Origin of the sequence: Pseudomonas sp. ArH3a, from assembly GCF_022648765.1 — a bacterium.
GTDB lineage: Bacteria > Pseudomonadota > Gammaproteobacteria > Pseudomonadales > Pseudomonadaceae > Aquipseudomonas.
In genome coordinates this window covers 2,463,174-2,482,239 of record NZ_CP080330.1, presented here as the reverse complement: position 1 = coordinate 2,482,239, position 19,066 = coordinate 2,463,174, and the positions used below count along the sequence as shown (strand labels likewise).

Sequence of the window (19,066 nt, the reverse complement as noted above, 5' to 3'; positions counted from 1 at the left end):
ATGACCATGACCGAACAGCTGAATGCATTGGGCTCTATCCTGGCTCAAGGCAGTTTGCACAGCCTGTTCCAACCGATCATTTGCCTGTCCGAACGACGCATCCTGGGCTACGAAGCCCTCAGCCGTGGCCCGTCCAACAGCCCGTTGCACTCCCCAGTAGCCCTGTTCACAGTCGCCCGCCACGCCGGGCGCCTCAGCGAATTGGAAATGGCCTGCCGTGAAAGCGCCTGCCGACGCTTCAGCGAGCAAAAACTGCCGGGCAAGCTGTTCCTGAATATCTCGCCGGAATCCTTGATGGAAACGGCGCATCAACCGGGGCGCACCCTGCAACTGCTGCGCGACTTCGGCATTCCGCCCAGCCAGGTGGTGATCGAACTCACCGAGCAGACCCCCACCGACGATTTCAACCTGCTGCAAACCGCGCTTCATCATTACCGCGACATGGGCTTCGCCATCGCTCTGGATGACTTGGGCGCCGGGTATTCCAGCCTGCGCTTGTGGTCGGAGCTGCGCCCGGATTACGTGAAGATCGACCGGCACTTTATCGACGGCATCCATCAGGACGCACTCAAGCGCGAGTTCGTCGGCTCCATCCTGCAAATCGCCAGAGCTTCGCGCGCCCAGGTGATTGCCGAGGGCATTGAGCTGCCGGAAGAACTGGCGGTATTGACGGAGATGGGCGTTGACCTGGTGCAGGGCTACCTGCTTTGCCGTCCGCAAGAACACCCACCGCAGGAAGCACGCCTGATGCTGCCCAAGCAAGACAACGCCAACATCGCCCTCAACGAGGAAGGCAGCGACCTCAGCGCTCTGCTCAACGAGCAACCGGCGGTGCACCAGGACACCGCCACGGCGCTGGTGTTGGAGTCGTTCCGCCGCCAGGCTAACCTCAACTCACTGGCGGTACTGGACGGGCGCGGCCATCCGGTCGGCATCGTGCATCGGCACTCGTTGTCCGACGCGCTGCTCAAGCCGTTCGCCACTGACCTGTTCGCGCGCAAGCCAATCAGCCGTTTGATGAGCGATGACTTTCTGGCAGTGGAGCTGAGCCAATCCCTGCAGCAAGTCAGCCGACTGTTGACCAGCCGTGCGCGGCAACGGATTGAGGAAGACTTCATCATCACGCTCAATGGCGATTACCTGGGGCTGGGCCGGGTGATCGATGTGCTCAAGCTGATCACCGAGCTGAAAATCCAGCAGGCACGTTACGCCAACCCACTGACCCTGCTCCCCGGCAACGTGCCGATCCAGCAGTGCCTGACGCGGCTGTTGCAGCAGCAAAGAGAGTCGGTGATCTGCTACGTGGATATCGACAGTTTCAAGCCGTTCAATGACATCTACGGCTATGGACGCGGGGATGAGGTGTTGCTGTGCCTGGCGCAGTGCCTCAACGACCGGGTCGACCCCAGCCGCGACTTTGTCGGGCATATCGGCGGCGATGACTTTTTGCTGGTACTGGGCCCACAGGATTGGCGCAAGCGGCTCAACCAACTGCTGGATGATTTCCACACCCAGTGCCGACGTTTCTATCGCGCCGAACACCTCGATGCCGGCTGCTTTGTGGCGTTGAGTCGCCAGGGTGTGCGCCAGGAGTATGCCTTGCTGTCACTGTCGATCGGCGTGGTGCATTTATATCCGCAGGCCTGTGCACAACTGGATGCCAGCCAGTTGGCGGAGCTGGCCTCGCAGGCCAAGCACCATGCCAAGGATGTGGCTGGCTACAGCATTCATGTGATCGACAGCCTGGACATGCTGGGCCAGGCTTAGGCCTCGGCGGATTCCGGGTACTCGTACTCGAACACCCGCACCACTTCCGAAGCGTGCCAGGATGCGGCGGCCACGCCATCGGATGGCCCGCTGAAACGCCCCAAGCGCTCCACACATTCAAAAAAACCGGTGCGCGGCAGGCGGCTGGCGCCCTGGCTGATCACCAGCGAGCTACGCAATGGCTGCTCGGCCTTGGCGTCCAGCGCGGCCAGGTGCTCCAGGGCGGCGGCCAGGGTCTGCATCGCCGGCGTGGGGAATTGCAGGCGCTCCAACAGCGCGCGGTAAGTCAGCAGGTGGCGCTGTCGGCGCGCCTGGTCCAGTTCGTTGAGTAACCCGTCCCAGTGTTGACGGCTGATACGTAGGCTCAAGATTCATCCCTCCATCCTGCAACGCCCAACTCCCAGGCCAGGCTGCGGCGTATGGCGGCATCCGGCTGGCGTTCACCACTCTCAATCAATCCCAGGTACGAGGGGCTGATACCCACGGTGCGGGCCAGCGTTTCGATGGCCAGGCCCTTGGCTTCACGCAGGCCGCGCAGGTCCGCGAGCGGGCGCAAGGCCTGATCGGGAGCGACCTGGGCGGTAGAAGTAGGCGTTGGCACTGGTTGTTGCTGACCGGCGGCTTTTAGTAGCGCCTGGTACTGGTCCCATGGCAACACCGCGTATTCGGGTTCGCCATCGCGTGAAATTATCTGAATATCCATGACCGCCCCGTAGGATAACAACACTCACTAAGTAAGCACTTTCCTTAGGAGTGTAATCCTAACAGCCACAAAGGTCGCAGAGGGATATAAGCGTCGTCAGTTTTTTTGCGGGTTTTCCTCGGCCAACAGCGCAGGCGTCGCTGGCAGGCGCTCAACCACGGCGAGCTTTTCCGGACGCTGGGCGTCGCGCCAGGCGCGGAAGGCGCTCATTTCGCCGTCCAGGGTCTTCATGACCCATGCCAGCACGGCAATGTCGTCGAGCATACCGAACACAGGAATAAAGTCCGGGATCGCGTCAATCGGGCTCAAAAAGTACATCAGCCCCGCCACCACCGAGATCAGCGCCTTGGGGCTGATCGCCCGGTACTCACCGCGCCAGTAGGCCAGACACAGAGCCTGAAGCAATTTGAGATCATCCTTGAGCTTACCCAGCCGGTTACCTTGGTTTGAGCCTTTGGCGGCGACGGCAAACAGCAGGGTCGGCAACCGCCCACGGCCGAGCAAGCGGGCGGCCATGGGCAGGAAACGGGTGAAATTGAAGGGTGGTTTCATTCGTCACTCCAGTTCCAGACGACATAAAAGGTTATCCACACAAATTGTGGATAACCTTGTGAACAGAGCCTGTTTTATCGGCTGAAAGCCACGGGATACAAGGCTTTCAGTCAGATCGGGCGTTTTTTGCGCACATAAAAAAAACCCAAGATTTCATTGACTTGGCGTTGATGTGCCGCTACCCGTGCTCGAGTCTTATATCAGACTGTTTCAGGTTGCAGGGGTTCGTTTGGATTTGCTGCGGGTTCAACGTGAAGTGAGCTGAATACTCCTCTGTGGCAGCTGGCTTGCCTGCGATAGCATCACCGCAGTGTGAGCGACACACCGAGTTGCCTGCATCGCAGACAAGCCAGCTCCCACATGAACACTCATTTATGCCGACACCAGATACGACAACGCCCCGTCGAAACGGGGCGTTGTCTGTTCAGGCGCCGATTACTTCTTGGCAGCTGGAGCCGCAGGTGCGTCAGGGGCTTCAGCCTTGGCTGGGTCCTTGATGGCCAGCAGTTCCAGGTCGAATACCAGCACGGAGTTGGCTGGAATCGCTGGGCTCGGGCTCTGTGCGCCGTACGCCAGGTCGGACGGGATGTACAACTCGACCTTCTCGCCAACGTGCATCAGTTGCAGGCCTTCGACCCAACCTGGGATCACGCCGCTGACCGGCAGGTCAATCGGGCTACCGCGATCCACGGAGCTGTCAAAGGTAGTACCGTTGGTGAGCTTGCCGGTGTAGTGAACGGTCACCACGTCGGTCGGCTTAGGCTGTGCGCCATCGGCCTTCTTCACGATCTTGTACTGCAGACCCGAAGCTGTGGTGACTACACCGTCTTTCTTGGCGTTTTCTTCGAGGAATTTCTTGCCGGCGGATGCCGACTCTTCACTCATTTTGGTCATACGTTCTTCTGCACGCTTCTGCAGTGCGGCAAACGCTTCAACCAGTTCGTCGTCTTTCAGCTTCTGTTCTTTCTTACCGACGGCATCTTCGATGCCCTGGGCTACCGCTTTGGAGTCCAGGTCATCCATACCTTCTTGAGCAAGGCTTTTGCCCATGTTCAGGCCGATACCGTAGGAAGCTTTCTGCGCCGGGGTTTTCAGCTCTACGCTGGTCTGCGAATCACAACCCGCAAGTACCAGGCTAACCAGGGCCACCGCCGCCGCCAACCGATGCTGTTTCATGCTATTTCCTTGTTCATGCGCCAAAAGGGCAATCGAATAAAGTCGCGAGCTTATCAGGCGGCCACGACCAATGGCTACCGGCATGTGAGCAGGAAACTTCTGATAAGTTCACGTGTTTAAAAGCATTTTCATTCATTATGAAGGCCCGCGAAGGATCGCGGGACCCGCTGCAACCAGACTGCTGGCCACTTGCCGCACCTGTGACGCAGTGGCATAAGAACGCTACAACTCGACAAGGATAGTTATCTTGCGCATTTTTTCCCGTGTTTTACTCCTGATATTGATAGCGCTCGGCCTGCTCCTGGCCGTGGTGCTCTATTACACCGTCAACCCCAAGCTGCCGGACTATGTGCCCGTGGAGCAAGTGCACTACCAGGACCAATGGAGTGCCGCCGACCGCCAGACCTACTACTTCACGCCCCAGGGCACCCAGGTAAAAGGCCTGCATTACGCCTGGTTCACCGCCCTGGAACTGCCGTTCTCCGACCAGCGTTTTGCCACGCCCGAGTACCTCGCGCGCTTCGGTTTCTTGGTGGACCCCAAGCAAGTCCCCACCGCACAAAACCCCGGCAACCTGCCAGTGGGTTTCACCCGGCACCAGAACGCCGGCAGCCCGGTTGAATACCTGGACATCACCTGCGCCGCCTGCCACACCGGCGAGCTGCACGTTAAGGGCCAAGCCCTGCGCATCGATGGCGGTTCGGCCCAGCACGTGCTGCCCTCAAGCGTGCCCACGTTGCGCGGCGGCAGTTTCGGCCAGGCGCTGGTGGCCAGCCTGGCCGCCACTTATTACAACCCGTGGAAATTCGAACGCTTTGCCCGCCACGTGCTGGGCGATCGCTACGACGCCGAGCACAACCAACTGCGCCAGGACTTCAAGCAGTCGCTGGATAGGTTTTTCACCGTCGCCTGGAACGACACCCATCGTGGCCTCTACCCCACCGAAGAAGGCCCGGGCCGCACCGACGCGTTTGGCCGTATCGCCAACGCCAGCTTCGGCGACGCCCTCTCCTCGGACAACTACCGAGTCGCCAACGCGCCGGTGGACTACCCCTACCTGTGGGATATCTGGACCTTCAACTGGGTGCAATGGAACGGCTCGGCCCAGCAGCCCATGGCGCGCAATATCGGTGAGTCCCTCGGTGTCGGCGCGACGTTGGATTTCTTCGACAGCGCCGGCCAACCGCTTCAGGGCGATGCACGCTACCCCTCCAGCGTGCGCGTGCGTGACCTCAACCTGCTCGAAGAAACCTTGCAACGCCTCAAACCGCCCACCTGGCCGGAAGACCTGTTCGGCGCTGTCGACAAGCCCCTCGCCGCCCAAGGCCGCGCGCTGTTCTCCGAGAACTGCGCCGGCTGCCATGTCCCCGCCGTCAGCCAGGCCAATGGCCGCCCGGTGCAACAACTGAAAATGCTCCCCGTGGAGTACATCGGCACCGACCCCGGCGCCGCCAGCAACATCGCCGACCTGCGCTATGACCTCAGCGCCCTGCAATGGGACCCGGCGGAACTGGCCAAGCTCAACGTCGAGCTGCACCCCACACCGACCGCACCGCTGGACCTGCACAAAATGTCCGTGGCCCAAGGCCTGGCCTACATCACCGCCTTCGTCGAAGACCACGCCTACCGCGCCGCAGGTGTAACCCCGGCCGAGCGCCAGCGCCTGAACGGTTTCGGCCTGCCCATCGGCGTACGCGAGTTGCGCGCCTACAAAGCGCGGCCATTGGCCGGCGTGTGGGCCACACCGCCGTTCCTGCACAACGGCTCGGTGCCGACGATCTACCAATTGCTCTCGCCCCAGGACGAGCGCAGCACCACCTTCTATAAAGGCACGTTCAACTATGACCCGCGCCACCTGGGGTTTGAGACCGGCGCGTTCAAGAATGCCTTCCTGTTCGATACCCACATCACCGGTAACCACAACAGCGGCCATGAATTCCGTGCCGGCCAGCGCGGTAATGGCGTGATCGGCCGCGGCCTGCTGCCGCAAGAGCGCTGGGCGTTGTTGGAATACCTCAAAGTGCTGGGCGGCCCGCTGGAGCAACAGTTGCCATGATTATCCGATCTCACAAGGAACCTTCGATGCTCGCACGTCTGTGGCTGCGCCTCGGCGCATTTCTGGGTAAAGCCCTGCTGTGGCTGGTGGGCTTGGGCCTGCTGGGCTGGCTGATCGCCACTGCCTGGTTTGCCTGGCAACACAGCGGCCCGGTGTCGCCGGATGAGCAGATCCCACCCGGTGAAGCGGCTATGACCCAGGGCATCATCCAAACGGCGGTGCGCATCGTCGATCAGCACCGCGAAGGCACGCGCTACCTGCGCGATGCCCATGCCAAGGCCCATGGCTGCGTGAAGGCTGAAGTCAGCGTAGTGGCGGATCTCGACCCGGCATTGCGTCAGGGCGTGTTCGCCGAGCCGGGCAAGACCTGGCAAGCGCTGATGCGCCTGTCCAACGGCAACGCCTACCCGCAGTTCGACAGCATCCGCGATGCACGCGGCATGGCGCTCAAACTGCTGAGCGTACCGGGCAAACAGCTGCTGGACGACCAACAAACGCGCACGGAACAGGACTTCGTGATGTTCAGTCACCCGAACTTTTTCGTCAGTGACGTGGCGGAGTACGCGCAGAACATCGGCGCTCAGGCGGACGGCAAGAAGGTCCAGGCATTCTTCCCCAAGGCTGACCCACGTAGCTGGCAGGTGCGTCACTTGTTTATCGCCCTGGCAACGTTAGCCCCCGCACCCACCAGCCCGACGCAAACCACCTACTTTTCGGTATCGCCCTATAAATTCGGCACGGCTAACGCCAAGTTCCGAGTTGCGCCCGACCCACAAAACTGCCCGGAATACGCAGTGCCCGAGCAGAACCAGGACCTGCCGAACTTCCTGCGCAGCGCCTTGAATCAACAACTGTCGATTGATCGTGCACCGGCTTGTTTTGTGCTGCAGATTCAGCGGCAGAATCCACAGAAATTTATGCCGATCGAAGACACCAGCATTGAATGGAAGGAGAGCGATGCGCCGTATGAGACCGTGGCCAAGGTGCGGATACCCGCGCAGGATTTTGATACGCCCGAACAGAACCTGGCGTGCGACAACCAGTCTTTCAACCCTTGGTTCGGCGTCGCCGAGCATCGCCCCATCGGCGGTATAAACCGCTTGCGCAAGGCGGTATACGAAGCGGTCAGCGATTACCGCCACAGCCGCAACACCCCGTAAATAGTGCGTAACAATGGGCCCGGCGCCGTAAGGTTTGCGTCGGGTCTATTGAGCAGCTTTCGCCGTACCTCTACCGTAATTGCCTACCCCATCACGTAGGAAATCACCGTGGAAAGCTCAACCCTCGGCATGCTCGTACTGACCGTTATCGCCGTATTCGGCACCGCCGCGTTTTGCTTCGAGCACTTGGCTACGCGCCAGCCGCGCAAGAAAAAAGCCAAATAGCTATCAAGCCAAGCAGCCTTCACGGCTTGCTCTCGGGCGCGGGGTCGTTGATCACCAGTTCCTCGGGAATTTCGTCCACCCGAGGGTCGAGTACCACCGCCATGCCCCCCATCGGATGTTCGGGCATGGCCACGTGGTGCAGCGGCGCCCCTTCGACAAGGTATTCACCCGTGACCTTCTTGGGTTGCACACGCCAGATCAGCAACAGCGCACAGGCCGAAAACAGCATGTAAAACGCGCCATGCCCGTAGCTGTTCATCAGCGCGCCGCTGAGCATCGGGCCCAGGCTGGCACCGATGCCGTGGGTGGCGAGCATCATGGCACTCAAGGGCACACGCCGGGGCTGTTCGACGTTGTCATTGGCCAGCGCCACCGCCAGCGGGTAAAGGGTGAACAGCAGCAAACCGCTGAGAAAGCCGAACACCAGCAACAAGGTATACGGCAGTTGCACCAGCCCCCACAGCGGAATCACCACCAGGCCCAAGGCCAATGCGCAGGCGCGAATCAGCCGCGAGCGATCGATGCGGTCCGACAGCCAGCCTATCGGCCACTGGCCACACAGCCCGGCAAAGATCGACACCGCGACAAAGGTACTCGCCTGGGCGGTGCTCAGGCCGTTGCGCGTGGCGAATACCGGGGCCAGCGCATAAAACGCGCCGATCATAAGGCCCGTCACAAATACCGTGGTCAGCGCCTGGGGCACCCGTTGCCAGAAAAACCCCACTTCCAGCGGCGCTGCCACCAGCTTGGCCGGGTGCAGGCGCCGGGTCATGGTCACCGGCAACAGGCAGGCGGCAAAGCAGATCGCGACGATCACCAGGGGTTTAAAGTCCAGCTCCGGGCGCCAGATCAACACGCCCTGCCCCAGCATCAGGCCCAAAGACACCGCCACCATGTAGCCGGCAAATACCGCACCGCGCTGGTTGTTTTCCGCCTGCTCGTTCAGCCAGCTTTCGATGACCATGTATTGGTTCATCATCACCAGGCCCATCACAAACCGCAGCACCAGCCAGAACTCCAACTGCTCGAACAGCACATGCAGCAACACGATGATGGTGGCGGCCCCGGCACACGCCACATACGAGCGCACATGCCCGACGCCGGCAATCATGCAGTGACCGAACTTGGCGCCGCAGACCATGCCGGCGTAATACGCCGCCGTCAGCGCGCCGATCCACACCTCGTTGATGCCCTGGCTGCTCAGGCGCAGGCCGATAAAACTGAAAAACAGCCCGTTGCCGGTGAGCATCAAGATGGTGGCGCTGTACAGCGCAGGAAAGGTCAGGAATGTCAGGCTCATGAGAACAGTCGGTGGTTAAGGGGAGGCATTCAAGCGGCTGGTGTGAGCCAGCAACCATTGGCGAAAACTGCGCGCCGCCGACGGCGGGTTGCGGTGATGAGGTTGCATCAAGTGCAGGCGGCCACGGCTGTGCAGGGTGTGCGGCAGGGCCATTTGCAGGCGCCCGGCGGCCAGTTCACCCGCCAGCAGGCTCTTCCAGCCCAGGGCGACGCCGTGCCCCATGACCGCCGACTGCATCAACAGTTGATAGCTGTTGGTGCGCAGCGCATGGCGCGGGGTGTGGTACTGGGCACCGACATCGGCAAACCAGTCGGTCCAGGTCAGCCAGTCGTTGTGATGGTCCTCAACGATCAGCAAGGTGTGGGCGTGAAGCAAGTGTTGCAGGTCGTGAATCGGCCCGTGACGCTCGATATAGCCAGGGCTGCACACGGTAATCACCTGCTCGCTGTCGAATACCGGCGATAACTCCAGGCCGAGGGGCGGCGGCAGCTCATCGAGGTGATAGAACAAGCCCAGGTCATATTCATTCACATCCAAATGGCTGGGGCTTTCGCTGCACAGAATGCGGATATCCAGGTCTGGGTGCTCGCGCTGAAATTGCGGCAGCAGGCCAGCAAGCCAGATGGTACTGATGGTGGGCGTACTGGCCAGGGTCAACTGGCGGTCGGCACCGCGACGGCGCAACTCGGCGGACTCACGGTCGAGTTCGCGCAACAGGCGCTGCACGGTGCGAAAGTAGCGCAGCCCCGCTGGCGTCAGGCTCAGCCCCAGTGCCAGCCGGTAAAACAGCGGGCGGGCCAGGTCTTCTTCCAGGCGCTTGACCTGTCGGCTGACTGCGCTTTGGGTCAAGTTCAGTTCATGGGCAGCCTGGGTAAAACTCAAATGGCGGGCAGCCGCTTCGAAGGTCTGCAAGCAGTTGAGCGGCGGAAGATCGACGTTTCGGCGCGACATGAATAGCCCCAATAGCAGAAACGGGCCCAGGTTTACCCAGGCCCGTGGAGATCACGTTGGCAAGCATCCTGCCAGTTGCTTACTCACAGCGCGACCCTGGCCACGCGTTTGCTCCATTGCCGACGATGTTCCAGCTGGCCATTTTCCCAGGCCGTCTGTTCCGCTTCCACGTAGAACCACTCGGCGTCGGCGTGCACGCTCAGGCTGCTTTCCACCTCCACGGCCCAGGCATCGCGGCTGACACGGTAATGCCAGTGGATATCGGCACGGGTCGACAGCGGGTCCCAAGGCAACGTGCGGTATTGCTCGGTGCAGCGCTGATCTACAGATAAGCCATGATCGGTAAAGCGCACCGCGCCGAGGTCGTCCTCGATCTTCACACAGACTTCGCCACTGCCCACGTCTTCGATCAAGGTGCGTTTCGGCGCGGCGGCACGCAGGACTTCCAGCGCAGCCGGGGTTGCCGCTTGCGGCGCATCGAATGGGCATGCCACTGCATCGCCGGTAAAGATCGGCAGTTGCAGGCGTTGCAGGCTCGGCAGCAGGGTCAGGGTGGTCAGCTCGCGGCTCGGCCACAGCAACGGGAAACTGGCGGTACTCAGGGCCAAGCGCAAACGATAACCGGCGGGCAGGCGCATGCCGATATGGTCCAGGTTCAGGTGCACGTCCATCGGTTCGCCTGGCACAACCGGCGTGACGCGGGAAAAGTCTTCGCGAAGATTGAGATTCAGCACGCCGTAACTGATCTGCGTGACTTGCCCATCCGGCGCCACCGCATTCAGTCGCGCCACCAATTGCCCACAGGCGGTGTCACTGGCCAGGCGCAGCGTGAGGCGCGCATCCCCCAACAGCGCCAGGGTTTCGGTCAGCGGCGGGGAGTCGAAGCACAGCGAGTGGGCATCATCGCGGCGCTGGTCCGTCGGCCCGTCAGGGCCAAACCAGATGGCGCAGTATTCGCCCTGATGCAGGCCGGTGGTCAGCGGCGAACAAATGCTGCGCGCAGCGACCAGCGCCTGGTTGCCGGGGTTGAGGCCGCGCTCATCGAGGCTGAAATCGGTCCACTGCAACTGCGGGTCCGGCCACCCGGACGTCTGCACCCAGATGCCCGGCCGCTCAGCATAACTGCCCTTCGGCGACAGAATGTCCTGTAGGTAAAAAGTGCAGGCAGCGTCATCCATCACCCCATTTTCGATGCCCTTCAGCCAGTGATCCCACCATCTTTTTGCTTCTTGCAGGAAGCCGATGGCCGGATTGGGCACGGCGAAATGCGGATACTTGTGAATCCACGGGCCGATCATGGCTTTCTTCGGCCCCGGCAAGTGCTCCATCATGCGCGACACCGTGTTGCGGTAGGCATCGCCCCAGCCGCCCACGGCGTAGACCGCCGCCTTGATCTTCGAGTAGTCCTCGCACACCGAACCGTGGCGCCAGTAGTCATCGCGGGTCTGGTGATGCAGCCAGGTTTCGGCGAGCAGCGGCATGGCGTCCAGGCGTTGCTGCCAGAGGGTTTTCCAGGCGTCGCCGACCAGCACCGGGTCGGGCACCGCAGCGCTGAAGTTGAGCATGGTCGCGGCCCAGCCGAAGTTCTCCATCAGCAGGTTGCCGCCTTTGTAGTGGATGTCGTCGGCATACCGGTCATCGGTGGAGCACAGCGTGATGATCGCCTTCAGTGCCTCGGGCTGGCGTGCCGCCACTTGCAGGCCGTTAAAGCCGCCCCACGAGATGCCCATCATGCCGACGTTGCCGTCGCACCAAGGTTGCTGGCACAGCCAGTCGATGACTTCGAGGGCGTCGTCCTGTTCCTGCAGCAGGTATTCGTCGGCCATCAGCCCCTGGGATTCGCCATTGCCACGCATGTCCACGCGCACACAGACATAGCCCTGGCCCGCCATCCACGGATGGGTCAGCGCATCGCGCACCGCAGTGCCGTCGCGCTTGCGGTACGGCAGGTATTCCAGGATTGCCGGGAAGGTCTGCCCACCGGCGATATCGGGCAGCCAGATGCGCGCGGCCAGTTGGGTGCCGTCCTTCAGGGGGATCAGGCAATGCTCGATTTCACGGACCTTGTAGGCAAATTCGGTAACGATTTTCATCGGTAACTCCAACACATTTATTGCGAACAAACGGCTCCCCTGCGCTCGGCAGGGAGCGCGCAGGGAGACACACAGGATTCATGCTTTAGCGGGCAAATTCCGCAACGGGGCTCGCACCAAGTGAGCCGGGCTCGGCGGCCGGCTGCAGGCTTTTCACATCGAGCAGCGCCGGGTCCTTCAGCCAGAAGATCAGCGAGGTACTGGCCAGCAGCACCAGGATCATTCCGGGTAAGCCACCGAGGTTGGAGAGCATTTTTACCCCGTCGATGCCGACAAAGGCGACCATCACCCACGACACCGTGCCAATGATCACGCCCCACACAATCTTCAACATTGGGTTGCCGTCCAGGTCGGAGTCGGCGGTCACACCTTTGCTGCACAGGTTAGCGATCACATCGGTGCTGGAGTCCGCTGCCGTCACAAATGTGATGAACGCCACAAACAGCAGGAACGCGATCATCACGCCGCTGGCCGGCAATTGCTGGAACATCTGGTACAGCACGTGCTCCACGCCCTGCTCGTTCAGCACCCGGTTGAGGCTGCCCTCGCCCACGGCGTCGAAGTACAGGCTGGTGCCGGAGAAGATGCAAATCCAAACCGCAGTGAACAATGCCGGGTACAGCATGTTGATATGGATGAACTCACGCACGGTGTAGCCACGGCCGATCTTGCCAAGGAACATCGCACTCACCGGTGCCCAGGCAAACCACACCGACCAGTAGAACACCGTCCAGCTCTGCGGCCAGGTGTCGCCACTGGCGGTGCCGGTGAACAGGCTGCGGCTGAAAAAGGTGTCGAGGTAAACGCCCAGTGATTCCACACCCAGGCTGAACATGTACAGGGTCGGCCCGCACAGCAGCACGAACAGCCCCAGGGCCAGCATGATCCAGGTGTTCAACGACGACAGCCTCACGATGCCACGCTGTAAGCCGCTGGCCGCCGAGGCGACAAAGGTGAGCACAATGATCGCGATGATGATCGCCAGGCGCAAAGGCGTGGTTTCACCGCCGATGTATTGGCTCAGGCCGCCCGACAAGGTCAGCGCGCCCGTGCCCAGGGACGAGGCCATGCCGGCCACCAGGGCGAACATCGCCAGGGTGTCGATCAGCCCTGCGTAGCGCCTGACCCGTGCTTCACCCAGCAGCGGCTCAAGCATGGCGCCGATGGAGAAATGACTGCGACGGTTATAGAACACCAGCGCAAACACCAGCGAAGGCACCAGGTAAATGGCATAGGGCGTGAGGGTCCAATGCAGGAACATCGTCGACATGGCGAAGCTTTTTGCGGCGCCGCTGCCCGCTTCGATCGGCAGGCTGCTGGGCGGCCCGTACAGGTGATAGAGCGGCTCGGCGGTGGTCCAGAACAACACACCCACCGCCAGCGTGGTGCACAGCGCGACCATGAACCAACGCCATTTGCTCAGCAACGGCTGGGCGTCTTTACCTCCAATGCGCACCGTGCCCAGGGGCGAGAGATAGACGATAGCGGTCAACACCACCATGGCAAACGCGCCGGCACTGAACAGCCACGAGAAGTTCTTGAGGATCACACTGTTGAGCTGTTTGCTGACCGCAAGGAATGCATTCAGGTCAATGTAGCTGGCGATCACCGCCGCCAGCAGAATCAGAAACGTTGGCCAGAACACCCACGCACGTAAAGGATATTTCATAGATTGCCATTCCCCTTGCAGACTATTTTTATCGCCTCGAAAGGCTATTAGAGAGCGGGCACTGCAGCGTCCTGCTGCCGGAAGCCCGCCTGGAAGTCTTCGCGTGGCTATAGATAACCGTTTAAGCGGCAAGTGGCGCAATTGACCAATGAGCATGGGGGTATTCCCCCACGTCATGACGCCCCAGCACAGTTCAGTTGATCTTCGCTGCTATGAGCATTGCGCTCCAAGTTACCGAACAGTGCGCAGCGCGCGGGTGCCTTAATCCGTAATGGGCGCGCGCCCGTGACCGCCAAATCGCTGATCATCCGTAAAGAATGCGTATAGATAGCCTATTCGCCATAACGATTACGTCGCCTCTATTGAGCAACTAACCCCGCACCCTCTACCGTCACGTCCTGCCCTAATCACCCGTAGGAAGTCATCGTGGAAAGTTCAACGTTAGGCATGGTCGTCCTGTCAATGATTGCGCTCTTCGGCACCGCTGCGTTTTGCTTCGAGCACCTCGCCACCCGTGGCGAAAAGAAAAAGAAAGCCAAATAAGCTGATCAGCGAAATCAGCAGAACCCCAGACTTTCAAGGGATACCCCAGCACCGGGCTATCCCTTGTTTTCGTTCGCCCGGCAAAAACCCATCTATATACCGTCTTAATACCGCCCCCCGTAATCAGTGCCCGAGCTTGATACCCAAGCGCTTAACCTCGCCGGCTTATTCAACAAGGGGAGTTACACCGTGCTCACACTGACCTTCATTTATGTCGCCAGCGGTTTATGTGCCGTCGGGCTGTTCGCTTACTTGGGCTACGCCCTCATTCGCGCCGAAAAGTTCTAGGGAGCTCGCCATGTACGACGTGATGTTTATGGGCCTCTCCCTGGTGTTCTTTAGTGCGACTGCCATGGCCATTGTCGCCATGGGCAAGATTTGAACGGAGCCACGACATGTTAAGCACTTTGCTGGAATTTGCGCTGGTCCTGGGGTTGATGACCGCGCTCGCCGTGCTGATGGGCAAGTGGCTGACCCGGGTATTCACCGGGACCCACCACGCCCTGCCGGAACGCGGTACCTATCGCCTGCTGGGCATCAACCCGTTAGAGACCATGGGCTGGGCCCGCTATGGCTCAGCGTTGCTGCTGTCGAACGCGGCAATGATGCTGCTCGGCTATATCGTCCTGCGTTTGCAGGCGGTGATGCCCATCAACCCGCTGGGGCTGGCCGCACAAACCCCGGACCTGGCGTTCAACACCGCCGCGTCCTTTATTACCAACACCAACTGGCAGGCGTACTCGGGCGAAACCAGCCTGTCGAACTTCAGCCAGATGGCGGTCATCACCTTTCTGATGTTTGTCGGTGCCACGTCCGGCGTGGTCGCGGCGGCAGGTTTTATTCGTGGATTGAGCCGTTCGAGCTCAGCCGATATCGGCAACTTCTGGGTCGACTTCACCCGCACCCTTTACCGGGTGATGCTGCCGCTGTGCGTGGGCATGGCGCTGGTGTATGTGTGGCAAGGCATGCCGCAGACCTTCGCCTCTCAAGCCTTGGCAACGACGCTTGAGGGCGCGCAGCAACAGTTGATTGTCGGCGCAGTCGCCAGCTTTGAATCGATCAAGCATATCGGCACCAACGGCGGCGGCTTCTTCAGCATGAACGCCGCGCATCCGTTCGAAAACCCGACGCCGCTGACCAACATCCTGCACATCCTCAGCATGCTGTTGATCCCGTCGGCACTGACCTACACCTTTGGCAGCATGCTGGTGCAACGCCGTCAGGGCTGGGTGTTTTTCGGCACCTTCCTGGTGATGTTTATCGGCTTCCTCGCGCTAGTGTATGGCGCCGAGCAAACCGGCAACCCGCTGCTGACCCAGGCCGGCGCCAACCAGACGCTGTCGATCGAGCAAAGCGGCGGCAACATGGAAGGCAAGGAATTGCGCTTTGGCATCGCCGACAGCAGCCTGTTTATCGCCACCACCACCGCCGCCACTACCGGCTCAGTCAACACCATGCATGACTCGCTGACGCCCATGGGCGGCTTCGTGCCCCTGGCGCAGATGATGCTCAACTGCGTGTTCGGCGGTGACGGCGTGGGCTTTATCAACCTGATCCAGTACGCGCTGCTCACCGTGTTCCTGGTGGGCATGATGATCGGCCGCAGCCCGGAATTCCTCGGCAAGAAAATCGAGGCCCGCGAGATGAAACTGGTGATGCTCTCGGTGCTCGCGCACCCCATCAGCATTCTCGGTTTCACCGCCCTCGCCGCCCTGTGGCCGGACACCCTGGCCAGCCTCAACAACCTCGGCCCCCACGGTTTCAGCGAGGTGCTCTACGCCTACACCTCGGGCACCGCCAACAACGGTTCGGCGTTTGCCGGGCTGAACGCCAACACGCCGTTTTTCAATACCACCATTGGCCTGGCAATGTTGATCGGGCGCTTCTTCACCATGCTGCCGATGCTCGCTGTGGCTGGTTCCCTGGCGATGAAAAAGACCGTACCGGCCGGCGCCGGCACCATCCCCACCGCGACCCCGCTGTTCATGCTGCTGGTGGTGTTCGTGGTGCTGGTGGTCGGTGGCCTGACCTTCTTGCCGGCGCTCGCGCTCGGCCCGCTGGTGGAGCAACTGCAGTTGCTGTCCGGCCAGACGTATAACTAAGGACATGTTGATGACGACTCAATCGATATTCAAAGGGCTGCTACGTCCGGTGCTGGTGTCGGCGGTGTTTTTCATGCTGCTGACCGGGCTGGCGTACCCCGCCTTCACCACCCTGGCCGCGCAACTGTTGCTCCCGTATCAGGCCAATGGCTCGCTGATTGAACGCGACGGGCTGGTGATCGGCTCGGCGTTGATCGGCCAACACTTCACGAAGCCTGAGTACTTCCAGGGCCGCCCGAGCATGACCCTTGGCGCCGATCCGCAAGACCCGAGCAAAAGCATTTCGCAGCCGTACAACGCCGGTTCCAGCGGCGCCAGCAATTTGGGTCCGACCAGCCAGAAACTGCTGGACCAAGTGGCGGCGCGGGCCAAGGCCTATCGCCAGGCCAACGGCCTGGCCGCCGATGCCCAGGTGCCAGTGGACGCAGTCACCGCCTCCGCATCGGGCCTCGACCCACATATCTCGGTGGTCAACGCCCGGCTGCAACTGGCCCGAGTAGCGCGCCTGCGGCACATCCCCGAAGCCGAGCTGCTGCAACTGCTCAACGACCACACCGCCGCGCGCACCCTCGGCTTGCTTGGCGAGCCACGGGTGAACGTGCTGCAACTCAACTTGGCGCTGGATGCACGTCAGCCCTCTATTGCGGTCAGTGAGTAAGAGATTGCCCTCATGAAGAATGCTCGTTTACCCCTGTTTGACCGACGCATCGTGCTCACCGCCGGCGTCGATGCGTTGAAGAAACTGCTGCCCCAGGCCCAATGGAAAAACCCGGTGATGTTCGTGGTGTACCTGGGCAGCATCCTCACCACTCTGCTGTGGTTCCAGTCCCTGGGCGGCAAGGGTGAAGCGCCCAGCGGTTTTATCCTCAGCATCACCTTGTGGTTGTGGTTCACCGTGCTGTTCGCCAACTTCGCCGAAGCCCTGGCCGAAGGTCGCAGCCGCGCCCAGGCCGCCAGCCTGCGCGGCATGAAACGCCAGACCCTGGCCAAGTTGCTGCAGCAGCCGCGCCACGGTGCGGCCTGGTTGCCGCTGGAAGCCAGCCTGCTGCGCAAAGACAACGTGGTGTTGATCGAAGCCGGCGACCTGGTGCCGCTGGACGGCGTGGTGATTGAAGGCGTGGCCTCGGTGGATGAAAGCGCAATCACTGGCGAATCGGCGCCGGTGATTCGCGAGGCCGGTGGCGACTTTTCCTCGGTCACCGGCGGCACGCGGGTGCTGTCGGATTGGCTGGTGGTGCGCATCAGCGTCAACCCCGGCGAATCGTTCCTGGACCGCATGATTTCGATGGTTGAATCGGCCAAGCGCCAGAAGACCCCCAACGAAGTCGCGCTGACGATTTTACTGGTGGGCCTGACCCTGTTGTTCCTGCTGGTGATCGCCACGCTCAGCCCTTACTCGATTTTCGCCGTGGCCATGAGCGGCAGCGGCAGCGTGATCAGCGCCACGGTGTTGGTGGCATTGCTGGTGTGCCTGATCCCCACCACTATCGGCGGCCTGCTCTCGGCCATCGGCGTGGCGGGCATGAGCCGGATGATGTCGGCGAACGTCATCGCCACCTCCGGCCGTGCGGTCGAGGCGGCGGGCGATGTCGACGTGTTGCTGCTGGACAAGACCGGCACCATCACTCTGGGCAATCGCCAGGCCAGCAGCTTTTTGCCAGCCCCGGGCGTGAAAGAAGCCGAGCTGGCCGATGCCGCGCAGCTCGCGTCGCTGGCGGATGAAACCCCGGAAGGCCGCAGCATCGTGGTGCTGGCCAAACAGAAATTCGACATCCGCGCGCGGGACATCAACGCCCTGGGCGCAAGCTTTGTGCACTTCACCGCGCAAACCCGCATGAGCGGCGTAGACCTGCCCGAAGGCCGGGCGATTCGCAAAGGCGCGGCGGATGCGATTCGCAGCCATATCGAAGCCCAGGGTGGGAGTTTCCCGGCGGCGTTGCAGGCCAAGGTCGATGAAGTGTCACGGCGCGGCAGCACCCCGCTGGTGGTGTGCGACGGTGCCAAAGCGTTGGGCGTGGTAGAGCTCAAGGACGTGGTCAAAGGCGGCATCAAGGAGCGCTTCGCCGAACTGCGGCGCATGGGCATCAAGACCGTGATGATCACCGGCGACAACCGCCTGACCGCCGCCGCGATTGCGGTGGAAGCCGGGGTGGATGACTTCCTCGCCGAGGCCCGCCCGGAAGACAAGCTGCAACTGATCCGCGACTACCAGGCCCAGGGCAAGCTGGTGGCCATGACCGGCGACGGCACCAACGACGCACCGGCGCTGGCCCAGGCCGACGTGGCGGTGGCGATGAACAGCGGCACCCAAGCGGCGAAAGAGGCCGGCAACATGGTCGACCTCGACAGCAACCCGACCAAGCTGATCGAAGTGGTCGAGGTCGGCAAACAGATGCTGATGACTCGTGGCGCCCTCACCACCTTCAGCGTGGCGAATGACGTGGCGAAGTACTTCGCAATTATCCCGGCGGCGTTTGTTGCCACCTACCCGCAGCTCGGCGCGTTGAACGTGATGCACCTGAGCAGCCCCAACTCGGCGATTCTCAGCGCGGTGATTTTTAACGCGCTGATCATTGTCGCGTTGATTCCGCTGGCGCTGCGCGGGGTGACCTACCGCGCGATCGGTGCGGCGGCGTTGCTTAACCGCAACTTGCTGATCTACGGCCTGGGCGGGGTGTTGGTGCCGTTCGCCGGGATCAAGTTGATCGACATGCTATTGACCGGATTAGGTCTCGTGTAGCACCGAAGCCCAATGTGGGAGCTGGCTTG

At 61.4% G+C, this 19,066-nt stretch carries 15 protein-coding genes; 7 read left to right on the top strand and 8 right to left on the bottom strand.

What is annotated here, in order from left to right; translation table 11 throughout:
• Window positions 1-1,767 (top strand): bifunctional diguanylate cyclase/phosphodiesterase, encoded by a 1,767-nt coding sequence (locus K0P33_RS11290; protein ID WP_094952121.1) that lies wholly within the window; start codon window positions 1-3, stop codon window positions 1,765-1,767.
• Here the strand turns inward: K0P33_RS11290 and K0P33_RS11285 are convergent.
• From K0P33_RS11285 to K0P33_RS11270, 4 genes are all read right to left on the bottom strand, one after another.
• Complete coding sequence (locus K0P33_RS11285; protein WP_005786715.1) at window positions 1,764-2,135, bottom strand: hypothetical protein; 372 nt, start codon at window positions 2,133-2,135, stop codon at window positions 1,764-1,766. The genes K0P33_RS11290 and K0P33_RS11285 overlap by 4 nt on opposite strands.
• Window positions 2,132-2,470, bottom strand: coding sequence for a helix-turn-helix transcriptional regulator (locus K0P33_RS11280; protein WP_094952122.1), 339 nt, complete (start codon window positions 2,468-2,470; stop codon window positions 2,132-2,134). Before K0P33_RS11280 ends, K0P33_RS11285 begins: the two co-directional genes overlap by 4 nt.
• 96 nt (window positions 2,471-2,566) lie before the next feature.
• Window positions 2,567-3,022 (bottom strand): YkvA family protein, encoded by a 456-nt coding sequence (locus K0P33_RS11275; RefSeq protein WP_094952113.1) that lies wholly within the window; start codon window positions 3,020-3,022, stop codon window positions 2,567-2,569.
• A 435-nt stretch (window positions 3,023-3,457) separates the two neighbouring features.
• Window positions 3,458-4,198 (bottom strand): FKBP-type peptidyl-prolyl cis-trans isomerase, encoded by a 741-nt coding sequence (locus K0P33_RS11270; protein WP_094952114.1) that lies wholly within the window; start codon window positions 4,196-4,198, stop codon window positions 3,458-3,460.
• Between the two features lie 247 nt (window positions 4,199-4,445).
• On the opposite strand from K0P33_RS11270, the gene K0P33_RS11265 reads away from it, so the two are divergent.
• Together K0P33_RS11265 and K0P33_RS11260 are read left to right on the top strand one after the other, a co-directional pair.
• On the top strand, window positions 4,446-6,254 hold the full coding sequence (locus tag K0P33_RS11265) for a di-heme-cytochrome C peroxidase (RefSeq protein WP_242155251.1): 1,809 nt from the start codon (window positions 4,446-4,448) through the stop codon (window positions 6,252-6,254).
• On the top strand, window positions 6,251-7,414 hold the full coding sequence (locus tag K0P33_RS11260) for a catalase family protein (protein ID WP_242155250.1): 1,164 nt from the start codon (window positions 6,251-6,253) through the stop codon (window positions 7,412-7,414). Before K0P33_RS11265 ends, K0P33_RS11260 begins: the two co-directional genes overlap by 4 nt.
• A gap of 244 nt (window positions 7,415-7,658) precedes the next feature.
• On the opposite strand, the gene K0P33_RS11255 is transcribed toward K0P33_RS11260, so the two are convergent.
• From K0P33_RS11255 to K0P33_RS11240, 4 genes are all read right to left on the bottom strand, one after another.
• Window positions 7,659-8,939: an MFS transporter gene (locus K0P33_RS11255; protein ID WP_242155249.1), complete on the bottom strand. Its 1,281-nt coding sequence runs from the start codon at window positions 8,937-8,939 to the stop codon at window positions 7,659-7,661.
• A 15-nt stretch (window positions 8,940-8,954) separates the two neighbouring features.
• Window positions 8,955-9,890 carry a LysR substrate-binding domain-containing protein gene (locus tag K0P33_RS11250; protein WP_094952118.1) on the bottom strand — a complete coding sequence of 312 codons (936 nt, stop codon included), beginning with the start codon at window positions 9,888-9,890 and terminating at the stop codon, window positions 8,955-8,957.
• Between the two features lie 83 nt (window positions 9,891-9,973).
• Window positions 9,974-11,983, bottom strand: coding sequence for a CocE/NonD family hydrolase (locus K0P33_RS11245; protein ID WP_242155248.1), 2,010 nt, complete (start codon window positions 11,981-11,983; stop codon window positions 9,974-9,976).
• A gap of 85 nt (window positions 11,984-12,068) precedes the next feature.
• On the bottom strand, window positions 12,069-13,652 hold the full coding sequence (locus tag K0P33_RS11240; RefSeq protein WP_094952120.1) for a BCCT family transporter: 1,584 nt from the start codon (window positions 13,650-13,652) through the stop codon (window positions 12,069-12,071).
• 732 nt (window positions 13,653-14,384) lie between these two features.
• On the opposite strand from K0P33_RS11240, the gene kdpF reads away from it, so the two are divergent.
• From kdpF to kdpB, 4 genes are all read left to right on the top strand, one after another.
• Window positions 14,385-14,483, top strand: coding sequence for a K(+)-transporting ATPase subunit F (gene kdpF / locus K0P33_RS11235; protein ID WP_053255293.1), 99 nt, complete (start codon window positions 14,385-14,387; stop codon window positions 14,481-14,483).
• Window positions 14,484-14,590: 107 nt separating this feature from the next.
• Complete coding sequence (kdpA, locus tag K0P33_RS11230) at window positions 14,591-16,297, top strand: potassium-transporting ATPase subunit KdpA (RefSeq protein WP_094953568.1); 1,707 nt, start codon at window positions 14,591-14,593, stop codon at window positions 16,295-16,297.
• Between the two features lie 10 nt (window positions 16,298-16,307).
• Window positions 16,308-16,955 (top strand): K(+)-transporting ATPase subunit C, encoded by a 648-nt coding sequence (gene kdpC / locus K0P33_RS11225; protein WP_094953569.1) that lies wholly within the window; start codon window positions 16,308-16,310, stop codon window positions 16,953-16,955.
• Between the two features lie 12 nt (window positions 16,956-16,967).
• Entirely contained in the window at window positions 16,968-19,037 is a 2,070-nt protein-coding gene (gene kdpB / locus K0P33_RS11220) for a potassium-transporting ATPase subunit KdpB (protein ID WP_242155247.1), read from the top strand.
• Window positions 19,038-19,066: the final 29 nt, after the last annotated feature.